At 73.2% G+C, this 9,618-nt stretch carries 6 protein-coding genes; 1 reads left to right on the forward strand and 5 read right to left on the reverse strand.

The features are described 5' to 3' along the window. The 5 genes from IE247_RS31440 to IE247_RS34645 form a co-directional block, all read right to left on the reverse strand. A partial coding sequence (locus IE247_RS31440; protein ID WP_190126758.1) for a non-ribosomal peptide synthetase occupies nt 1-4,473 on the reverse strand: 4,473 nt, incomplete at its 3' end. Between the two features lie 576 nt (nt 4,474-5,049). Further along, nucleotides 5,050-6,075, reverse strand: a complete 1,026-nt coding sequence (locus IE247_RS31445; RefSeq protein WP_190126759.1) for an ABC transporter substrate-binding protein — start codon at nt 6,073-6,075, stop codon at nt 5,050-5,052. Between the two features lie 77 nt (nt 6,076-6,152). Beyond that, complete coding sequence (gene entS, locus IE247_RS31450; RefSeq protein ID WP_190126760.1) at nt 6,153-7,535, reverse strand: enterobactin transporter EntS; 1,383 nt, start codon at nt 7,533-7,535, stop codon at nt 6,153-6,155. Beyond that, a complete protein-coding gene (locus IE247_RS31455) occupies nt 7,522-8,370 on the reverse strand; it encodes an ABC transporter ATP-binding protein (protein ID WP_190126761.1) in 849 nt (282 codons plus the stop codon). The genes entS and IE247_RS31455 overlap by 14 nt, the downstream gene beginning before the upstream one ends. Before the next feature lie 84 nt (nt 8,371-8,454). Next, nucleotides 8,455-8,745 (reverse strand): phosphopantetheine-binding protein, encoded by a 291-nt coding sequence (locus tag IE247_RS34645; protein ID WP_190126762.1) that lies wholly within the window; start codon nt 8,743-8,745, stop codon nt 8,455-8,457. Nucleotides 8,746-9,059: 314 nt separating this feature from the next. On the opposite strand from IE247_RS34645, the gene IE247_RS31465 reads away from it, so the two are divergent. Then, nucleotides 9,060-9,554, forward strand: coding sequence for a GNAT family N-acetyltransferase (locus IE247_RS31465; RefSeq protein ID WP_190126810.1), 495 nt, complete (start codon nt 9,060-9,062; stop codon nt 9,552-9,554). Nucleotides 9,555-9,618 lie beyond the last annotated feature (64 nt).

Raw genomic sequence — 9,618 nt, forward strand, 5'->3', positions numbered from 1 at the left:
CAGTCGCAGCAGCCGGTCGGCGAGCGTCCCGACCGTCACCCGGTCGAAGAGATCCGAGGCGTAGAACACTTCGAGATCGAGATCGTCGCTGTGCGCCGTGTCCGAGAACGTGATGTCCAGATCGAACTTGGTGACACCCGGATCCACCCGGTCGATCTCGGCCGCCAGCCCGAAGAGCGTCCGGATGTCCTGGGTGACCGTGCTGTGGGACACCATCGTCTGGAAGAGCGGGTGGCGGGTAAGGGAGCGCTCGGGGTTGACCGTCTCCACGACGCTGTCGAAGGGGAGATCGGTGTGGTCCAGCGCTGCCAGGTCGGTGGCGCGGACCTGGTCGAGGAGTTCGGCGAAGGTCGGGTCGCCGGAGAGGTCGGCGCGCAGCACCACCGTATTGACGAAGAAGCCGACGACCGGGTCCAGGGCCGTTTCGCCCCGGCCCGCGACGGGACTGCCGAGGGGGATGTCGTCGCCCGCGCCGAGCCGGTGCAGCAGCGCGGCGACCGCCGCGTGCACCACCATGAAGACACTGCTGCCGCTCTCCCGCGCCAGCCGCCGCACCCCGGCGGCCAGTTCGGCGGGGACCGCCCGGTGCACCATGCCGCCCGCGTCGCCCGCGACGGCGGGACGCGGCCGGTCGGTCGGCAGCGCCAGCTCCTCCGGGAGATCGGCCAGCGCGGTGCGCCAGTACGCGGACTGCCGCGCGGTGAGCGAGCCGGCGTCCGCCGCGTCGCCGAGCAGAGCGCGCTGCCACCGCGCGAAGTCGGCGTACTGCACGGAGAGTTCGCCGAGCGAGGGATCCGCGCCCGCGCGGTGCGCGGCGTAGGCGCGCTCCAGGCCGCTCAGGAACGGGCCCATCGACCACTCGTCGCTCGCGATGTGGTGCAGCAGTACGACCAGGGCGTGGGCGCCGGTCGCCGGGTCCCGCAGCACGGTCGTCCGCAGCGGCGGCTCGGTGGCCAGGTCGAAGAGATGACTCAGCGCGGCCTCCGCCTCCGCGTCGAAGCGCTCGGCGGGCACATCCAGCACCCGCAGCGGCACGGCCGCGTCCCCGGGGCTCAGCACCCGCTGGTACGGCTCGCCCCCGACCTCGGTGAAGACCGTCCGCAGCGTCTCGTGCCGGGCGACGACCGCGTCCAGCGCGACCCGGAGGGCGTCGACGTCCAGCGGCTCGGCGAACCGGGCGACGAAGGGGATGTTGTACGTGGCGCTCGGCCCCCGCATCTGGTGCAGGAACCACAGCCTGCGCTGCGCGTGCGAGAGCGGCGCGGGCCCGGGCCGCTCGACGGCGGTGAGCGCGGGCCGGTCCGCGGCGGCGGAGCGGGTGGAGAGCAGCGCGGTGAGCGCCGAGACCGTACGGGCCTCGAAGACGTCGCCGATCGTGCACTGGGCGCCCAGCGCGGTGCGGACCCGGGCCACGACCCGCGCCCCGAGCAGTGAGTGGCCGCCCAGCGAGAAGAAGTCGTCGTCCGGCCCGACCGCCTCCAGTCCGAGCACATCGGCGAAGATCCCGGCGACGATCTCCTCCCGGGCCCCGCGCGGCCCCCGGCCGCCCGCGGCCTCCTGGCCCGCCAGGTCCGGGGCGGGCAGCGAGCGCCGGTCGATCTTGCCGTTGGCGGTCAGCGGGAAGGCGTCGAGGACGACGACGGCCGTCGGCACCATGTACTCGGGCACCCGCTCGGCAACCCCCCGCCGCAGCTCGGCGGGGTCGAGCGGCCCGGCGGCCCCGCCGGGCGCGTCCGGCCGTGCCGAAGGGGTGACATAGCCGACGAGATGCCGCACCCCGGGGCGGTCCTCACGGACCAGCACCACCGCGCGGCCCACCTCGGGGCGGGCGGTGAGGGCGCTCTCGATCTCCCCCAGCTCGATCCGGAAACCGCGCACCTTCACCTGGTCGTCGGCGCGGCCGATGAAGTCGATGCGGCCGTCCGCCCGGCGGCGCACCAGATCTCCCGTGCGGTACATCCGGCTGCCGGGCTCCCCGAAGGGGTCGGCGACGAACCGCTCGGAGGTCAGCGCGTACCGGCCCAGATATCCCCGGGCGAGCTGGGTTCCCGCGAGATACAGCTCGCCGGGACGGCCGGCCGGGGCCGGGCGCAGCGCGCCGTCCAGGATGTAGGCCCGGGTGTTCCAGAACGGGGCGCCGATGTCGGGCGCGCCGGTGTGCGCGGGGTCGAGGGTGACGGAGGTCGCCCAGACGGTGACCTCGGTGGGCCCGTACACATTGGTCACGGACCGGGTGGCGCGGGCGAGCCGCTCGGCGAGGTCGGCGGGGAGGGCCTCGCCGCCGACGAGCACCCGGACGTCGCCGAGCGAGCCGGGGCGGCCGTCATCCAGGAGGGCGTGCCACAGCGAGGGCGTGGCCTGCATGACGGCGGGCCGGTGGGCGTCCACGAGCGCGGCGAGCGCGGCCGGGTCGCGCACGGTGTCCCGGTCGGCCAGGACCACGGTCGCCCCGCTGATCAGCGGTACATGGATCTCCAGCGCGGCGATGTCGAAGGAGATGGTGGTGACGGCGATCAGCCGGTCGCCCGGCCGCAGCGCCAGCTCCTCCGCCTGCATCTCCAGGAAGTTGGCGAGGGCGGCGTGCGGCACGATCACCCCCTTGGGGCGGCCGGTGGACCCCGAGGTGTAGATGACGTACGCCGGGTGCGCGCCGTCCGGGCCGACGGCGTCGAGAGGGGCCGCGGGCAGATCGGCCAGTGCGGCGAGGGTGTCCGGGGCGTCCAGTACGACGGTCTCGACGCCGGGCACGCCGGGTGCGGCCGCGGCGGAGTCCAGCGTGGTCAGGACGCACACCGGGCGGGCGTCGGCGACCATGAACTCCAGCCGGTCCGCCGGGTAGTCCAGGTCGAGCGGCAGATAGGCGCCGCCCGCCTTGAGCACGGCGAGCACGGCGATCAGCAGATCGGCCGAGCGGGGCAGCGCGAGACCGACGATGCCCTCGGGGCCGACGCCCCGGCGGGTGAGCAGCCGGGCCAGCCGGTCGGCGCGGGCGTCGAGTTCGGCGTAGGTCAGGGTGGTCGAGCCGGCGATCAGGGCGGGAAGGTCGCCGTGGGCGCGGGCGCGGTCGGCGAAGGACTCGACGACGCCCCGGCCTTCGAGCGGGTGCGCGGTGTCGTTGGAGTCGTGGATCAGCGCGCGGCGGGTATCGGCGGGGAGGAGATCGATCCGGGCGGCAGGCGCCTCGGGCCCGGCGGCCGCCGCCCCGGTGAGGAAGAGGGCGAACTCGGCGCTGCGCGCGGCCAGCGTCCCGGCGTCGTAGGCGCGGGGGTTGCCGTCGAACTCGAAGCGGATCCGTCCGCTCTCGGCGTCGTGGTAGAGGCCGAGGGTGAGATCGTCGACCGGCCCGGCGGCGACATTGTGGACGGTGCCGGGGGAGCCCGCGAAGTCGAGGGCGTTGTCGAACGCCTTGACGTTGATCATGGGGCCGAGGAGGCCCTGTTCGCGGCCGACGAGCCCGAGGTCGCGGCGGATGTCCTCGGCGCGGTAGCGCTGGTGGCGGCGGAGGTCGCGGACATGGGCGGCGACCTCGGCGGTCAGCTTCGCGAGCGGCGCGCCGGGGTGGACGGCGATGCGCAGCGGCAGCACATTGACGACCATCGCGGGCACATTGAGCGCGGCGGAGCCGAGGCGGGCCATCGCGGGCAGCGACAGCAGGATGTCGCGGCTGCCGGTGGAGCGGTTGAGGAAGGCGGCGAAGGCGGCGGTCACCGCGTCGGCCCAGCTCGCGCGGGCGGCACGGGCGATGGCGAAGATCCCGGCGGTGGTCTCGGCGGAGAGGGTCGCGCCCTCGCGCAGGAAGGTGGGGGAGGCGGCGAAGGAGGCCCCGCCGAGCGGCTCGGGCTCCGGCCGGTCGGCGAGCCGGTCCAGCCAGTAGGCGCGGTCCCGCGCGCAGCGCTCGGAGTCGCGGTAGGCGAGCTCCTCCTCGACGACGGAGGCGAGCGCGCCGAAGGCGCGGGGGGTGGGCTCCTCGCCGCGCGTCAGCGCGGTGTAGATCTCGGCGGTGCGCCGGGAGAGCAGGGAGAAGCTGTAGGCGTCGAGCGCGATGTGATGGGCGCGCTGGTACCACAGGGTGCGGTCGGGGCCGACGGTGTGCAGGGCGAAGGCGAAGAGCGGCTCGGCCGCCGGGTCGGCCGGGCGGTCCATGTCGGCCCGCATCGCCTCGACCGCGCAGGCGTGCGGGTCCTCGGCAGCGCTGTGGTCGGTGACCTTCAGCGCGGGCCCGTCGCCGGTCGGCCCGCCGGTCAGCTGCACCGGCTCGCCGTTCTCGTCCTCCTCGAACCGCACGGTCAGCGCGTCGGCCTCGGAGACCGTTTGCCGCAGCGCCCGTGCGAACAGCTCCACGTCGAGCGGTCCTTCGATCTCGACGTACTGTCCGACGTTGTAGACCGGTGACGACGGGTCGAGCCGCTGGCCGTACCAGACGCCGGTCTGAGCCCCGGTCAGGGGAAGACGCTGGGAAGCACGCTCGGTCATGGAATCTTGCTCCAGGTTTCGGACGCGACCGCACGAGGTGGTGTCGGCGGGAGGCTCACCCGGGCGTCGAAGGCGGCGCGGGGAGCCGGTGGGGGGAGAGGGGGCCGGGCGCCGCCCCCGTACCGCCGCTCGCCGAAGCGCTCGCGGTGGCCGGAGGCGGAACCCGCACGGGCCGTACCGGTCCCGGGGCCTGGAGGACCGGTACGGACCTGCGGCTGTGCGGCGTCCGGACGGACACAAGGGCCGGGCCGCACAGAATCAGGGAGTGTCTTCAAAGTAGCGTCGTCCGCCCGTAGTGGGGGTCCCCCCGGGCCGAAGGCCCAGGGGGAGGGTCTGGCGGGGTCTGGTGCTCCCCCTGGGCTTCGCCCGGGGGTGCCCCCAGATCGCAAGGCGGAGGAAGGAGCCCACGCGGTGGGGGTACTCCCCCTGGCTCCGCCGGGGGCACCCCCACCCGGGCCGCCAGGCCCAGGGGGCCGTAGGCGACTGACGACAACGCGGCTGGGGGTCCCCCCGGGCGAAGCCCAGGGGGAGTGCGTGCCAGGGCACGACAGGCAGACGGGACTTTGAAGACACGACCTAGGGGAGGGCCTTGAGGATCCGCTCGAACTGGTCGAGGATCTTCACGCCCTCGGGGTAGCGGCTGATGAAGAAGCCGGGCACCGGGTGGACCTGCTTGTTCTTCGCGGCCGGCAGCTCCGACCAGTTCTTCTGCGAGATCAGTGACTTGGTCTCGGCGACCGGCGTGCCGTTCGGGCCGTCGCCGTCGACGAGGACGACGTCGGCGTCCTTCAACTTGCCGATCTGCTCGAACGACAGGTCGTAGGAGAACTCGTCCTTGGGCGCGCCCGCGACCGGGGCGAACTTCAGGCCGGCGTCCTTGGCGACCGCGCCCAGCCAGGAGGTCTCGGTGTAGACGGAGAACTTCCCGGCCTCGCCGGAGTTGACGATGGCCCAGTCGGTGCGGCCCAGCTTGTCGGCGTAGGTGCTCTTGACGCGGGCGAGCTTGTCGTCGTACGCCTTCTTGAACTCGGCGCCCTTCTCGGCCGCGCCCGCCGCGTCGAGGACGCTGAGGGAGGCGGGCAGCAGCTCGGTCGGCCTGCCGATGCCGTAGGACAGGACGGGGGCGATCGGCCTGAGTTTCTCGATGTTGAACGGGACGTGCTTGGGGGCGGAGATGACGATCAGGTCGGGCTTGAGTGAGAGGATCTTCTCGAAGTTCAGCTCGTTGCCCTCGCCGACGATCGTCATCTTCTTGACGGCGGCCTTCTGGTCGGCCGAGAGGGCGCCCTCGTCGATGTCGGTGACGCCGACCATGGGCACTCCGGCGTCCAGCATCCAGGCGGAGGCGTAGGAGAGGCCGATGATGCGCTGGGGGTCGGTGGGTATCTTCACCGGTCCGTCGGGCGTCTGGACGGTCCGGGTGGCGGAGCCGCCGTCCTTCTTCTCCCCGCTCTCGGCGCCGGTCTCCGTGGTGGTGGAGCAGGACGCGGTGAGGGTGACGGCGACCGCGGCCACCAGCCCCGCCGCGGTCCGGCGGAGGCGGGCGACGCGGACTCCCGGGGTACGCGCGGTGCCGCTCGCGTGTGCACGGGTTCGGAGCATGAGGGTTCTGCCTTTCTCGGTCCGCGGGCGGCGGACGGTGTTCTTGAACATGGCTCGGGCGGCTCTGTCGCCGGGGCTCAGCCGGTGGGGGCGGGGCGGGGGGCCTTCTCCAGCACGGGGGCGTCGGCGGAGGGGCCCGTACCCGCGTCCTCGTCCTCGTCCTCGGTCTCGTCGTCGTCATCGTCGTCGTCCCAGCCCGCGGGGAGGGTCGCCTTGCGGAGCGCGGGCACCGCGACCGCGACGACGACCGCCGCCAGCGCGCAGATCACGCCGTTGACGACGGCGGCTCCGGCGGGGCTGAACCACTTGGCGACCAGGGCCGCTTCGACGTCGCCGACGAGATCGCCAGCGGTGTCCTGGGTGGTGCTGACGCTGACGATCCGGCCGCGCAGCCGGTCGGGGGTGTTGTGCTGGATGAGCGCGTATTCGAGGATCTCGTACACGGTGCCCGCGGCACCGGCCACGGCCAGCATCACCATGGCGAGGGCGAGATGGCCGACGACGCCGAGGCCGAGCAGTCCGCTCATGCCGAAGCCGATGGTGGCGATGCCGCCGGTGAAGGCGGCCATCAGCAGCACCTTGCCGGGCCGGGCGGCCCGGGTGAGCCATCCGCTGCCGGCCGAGACGAGGACCGAGCCGATCGCCGGGGCGGTGTAGAGCAGACCGAGGATCACCTCGCTGTCGTCGAACTGCTTGTCGACCATCTCGGGGAAGAGCACGACCGGCATGGTGAACAGCGCGGTCACGCCGCCGAGGGAGAGCAGTCCGCCGACGACCTTGTTGCGCCAGGCGTATTTGAAGGCGACCAGCAGCGAGCCGCTGTCTTCCTCCGCCTCGTCATCGTCGTCGCCCGCGCCGGGCGGCAGCGAGCGGATGCGGGAGATGAGGAAGGTGGTGATCATGGTGGTGACGGCGGCGAGGGTGTAGACCGGGCCGGGTCCCCACAGGGCGAGCAGCACACCGCCCAGCAGCGGCGCGCCGATGGAGCCGATCTCCCCGGTGAGGGAGATCAGCGTCCCGGCGGCGGGCAGTTGGTCGGGGCGTACGAGGGTGGGGGCGACCGCCATCAGCGCGGTGACGCTGACACCGGTGGCGAGACCGTCCCAGGCGACGCAGACCAGGATCGCCCACAGCCGGGGTTCCGGCTGGAAGGCGTTGACGGCCAGTCCGGCGAAGGCGAGCGCGGCGGCTCCCCGGGCGAAGACGATGATTCCGCGCCGGTCCATCCGGTCGGCCATCACCCCGCCCGCGAGCGAGCCGAGGAGGACCGTGACGCTCATGACCGTACCGGCCACGGCGACCTGGAAGGTCGACCCGGTCAGGTCGTAGACCTGGTCGCTGAGCGCCACGGTCGCCATGCCGAGGCCGACCAGGGAGACCACCCGCGCGATGAAGATGGCGCGGAAGTCCCTGCTGTCGCGCAGCGGCGAGATGTCGATGAGGTGATCACGCACTGACACGGGGGACCCCTGCCGCAGCTCTGTCTTCGGTCTTGTCGCGGCGGGCGCGGGACTCCCGCGCCAGCGGCAGCACCAGCGGGGTGTCCGTCTCGGGGTCGGTGATGATCCGGCAGCGCAGCCCGAAGACCTCCTCGACCAGCTCGGCGGTGACGATCTCGGCGGGCGGGCCCTGGGCGATCACCCGGCCGTCGCGCATGGCGATCAGATGGGTGGCGTACCGGCAGGCGTGGTTGAGGTCGTGCAGCACCGCGACCACGGTCCGCCGCCGCTCCTCGCGGAGTTCGGCGCAGAGGTCGAGCACATCGACCTGATGGGCGATGTCGAGGAAGGTGGTGGGCTCGTCGAGGAGCAGGATGGGGGTCTCCTGGGCGAGCGCCATGGCCAGCCAGACACGCTGGCGCTGGCCGCCGGAGAGCTCGTCCACCAGCCGGGTGGCGAGTTCGGTGACGCCGGTGGCGCGCATCGCGGTCAGTACGGCCTCGTCGTCCTCGGCCGACCACTGGCGCAGCAGCTTCTGGTACGGGAAACGGCCGCGCGCCACCAGGTCCGCGACGGTGATGCCGTCGGGGGTGGTGGGCGACTGGGGCAGCAGGCCCAACTGCTGGGCGAGTGCCTTGGGGGACATCGAGGCGATGGGGCGGCCGTCGAGGACGATCGCACCCGCCTGGGGCTTGATGATCCTGGCCAGGGCGTGCAGCAGGGTGGACTTGCCGCAGGCATTGGGGCCGACGATCACGGTCAGCGATCCGTCGGGGATGCCGATGCCGAGGTGCTCGGCCACGACGCGCCGGTCGTAGGCCAGGGTCAGGCCCTCGGCCCGCAGCCTCTCGCCCATGAGTCTCTTCCTCCGTTGAATTTCACGCACCCGACGGCCGCCGGGGGGCGGTTCGGGGCGGTGGCCCCGGTGCGGGGCGCGCTGTCAGCCCCGGTTGTTCAGCAGTTCGGCCCACTCCTTGAGGGTGGGCCGCTCGGCCAGTTCGACGAAGCTGATCCGTGCGCCGTCGGTGCGCCAGTTCTCGACCAGGGTCATCAGCCGGATCGAGTCCAGGCCCTGGTCGAGGAGGTTCTCCGCCACATCGACGTCCTCGGTCTCGACGTAGAGCATCTCGGCCACGTCGCGGACGAGCCGCTCCAGTGCGAAGGCGCCGTGGGCGGAGGTGCCGTGGGCGGAGGCGTCCGGTGCGGACGGCTCCTGGGCCGTTTCGGCCATCGTCTGTGTCCTCTCTCTGACGGGACTCCATGTCCCGTCGGTGGAGATTAGGTAAGCCTCACCTAACTATCTTGGGTCGCTCCACGTCAAGCCGGGGAGGGGCGCGGGCCCAGAACCGCCCGTTCCGGTCAACTTCCTTCGGCTGCCCCCGTGGTGGGGCGCGGAGCGCCGTGTCGTACTGTAGCCCTCGATAAGGTAAGCCTTGCCTAAGTTTTACGGTCGTGCTCGGCGGTGCCCCGTGCGCTCGGCGCACCGCGCACCCGGCGGGACCGAGGAGAGGGAACCCATTGACCACGGCCCTGCCGCGTTCCGTCATGCCGCCGCGCTCCGCCGCCGCACCGGGCCCCCCGCGCCCGACGGTCCGCCGGGCCCGCGCCGATGACGCCGAGGCCCTCCACGGGCTCTCCCGGCTCTTCTTCCGCTGCGGCGCGCTCCGCGAGCGCCCCCTCGCCCTCTACGCCGCCGACGCGGCCGACTTCCTCGTCGTGGAGCGGGCCGACGGCGCCCTCGCCGGCTGTCTGGGCCTGCGGATCCACCCCGACGGGCCGAGCGGCCCCGGCGGGGTTCTCTACAACTTCTGCGTCGCGCCCGGCAGTCAGGGCCGGGGCGTGGGCTCCGCGCTGCTGAGGGCGGCCCTGGCACGGGCGTCCAAGGGCTCGCTGTGGGCGGTGTTCACGGCCACCGGGGGCGGCGGGGAGCTGTTCCTGAGACACGGGTTCACCCCCGCCGCCGCAGACCTCGCGCCCGCGTCCTGGGCGAGCGCCCTCGACCCCCGCCGTGGCTCCCGGGTCCTCGCCCGCACCCTCTGACGGCGGGGCCGGGCACCGGCCAGGAAACGTCGAGGGCCGGACCGGGGAGACCGGTCCGGCCCTC

The organism is Streptomyces inusitatus, assembly GCF_014651115.1.
Classification (GTDB): domain Bacteria; phylum Actinomycetota; class Actinomycetes; order Streptomycetales; family Streptomycetaceae; genus Streptomyces; species Streptomyces amakusaensis.

Excerpts from the sequence above, each read along its gene's own strand:
- IE247_RS31445 (WP_190126759.1), bottom strand. The coding sequence starts at position 6,075 with ATGCTCCGAACCCGTGCACACGCGAGCGGCACCGCGCGTACCCCGGGA.
- IE247_RS31455 (WP_190126761.1), bottom strand. The coding sequence starts at position 8,370 with ATGGGCGAGAGGCTGCGGGCCGAGGGCCTGACCCTGGCCTACGACCGG.
- IE247_RS34645 (WP_190126762.1), bottom strand. The coding sequence starts at position 8,745 with ATGGCCGAAACGGCCCAGGAGCCGTCCGCACCGGACGCCTCCGCCCAC.
- IE247_RS31465 (WP_190126810.1), top strand. The coding sequence starts at position 9,060 with ATGCCGCCGCGCTCCGCCGCCGCACCGGGCCCCCCGCGCCCGACGGTC.